Source organism: Stenotrophomonas sp. SrG, from assembly GCF_050031795.1.
GTDB lineage: Bacteria > Pseudomonadota > Gammaproteobacteria > Xanthomonadales > Xanthomonadaceae > Stenotrophomonas > Stenotrophomonas rhizophila_A.
Genome location: NZ_JBNBBE010000940.1, coordinates 1 through 242 on the forward strand (window position 1 = coordinate 1; position 242 = coordinate 242).

Sequence of the window (242 nt, forward strand, 5' to 3'; positions counted from 1 at the left end):
CTTCTACTGGCGTGACACCGGCAGCAGCTAGGGCGATTACGACCTGTTCGCCGGTGCACCGCGCCAGGCGCGCCTGTCGGTCACCTTCGGCCTGTGAGCGCGCGCCTGCTCGAATGGAGCGCCGTCGCCGCCAGCCTGCTGGGGGTGTGGCTGATGGCCAAGCGCCGCGGACTGGCGTGGCCGGTGGGACTGCTGGCGGTGGGCCTGTATGCGGTGGTGTTCATCGAAGCACGGCTGTATTC

1 protein-coding gene is annotated in these 242 nt (G+C 69.0%); it reads left to right on the forward strand.

All coding sequences use genetic code 11. The annotated features are described in order from the left end of the window. Positions 1 to 105 precede the first annotated feature (105 nt). Positions 106 to 242, forward strand: a 137-nt coding sequence (locus ACQG3P_RS22260) for a nicotinamide mononucleotide transporter (protein WP_426806266.1), incomplete at its 3' end; no start/stop codon positions are given.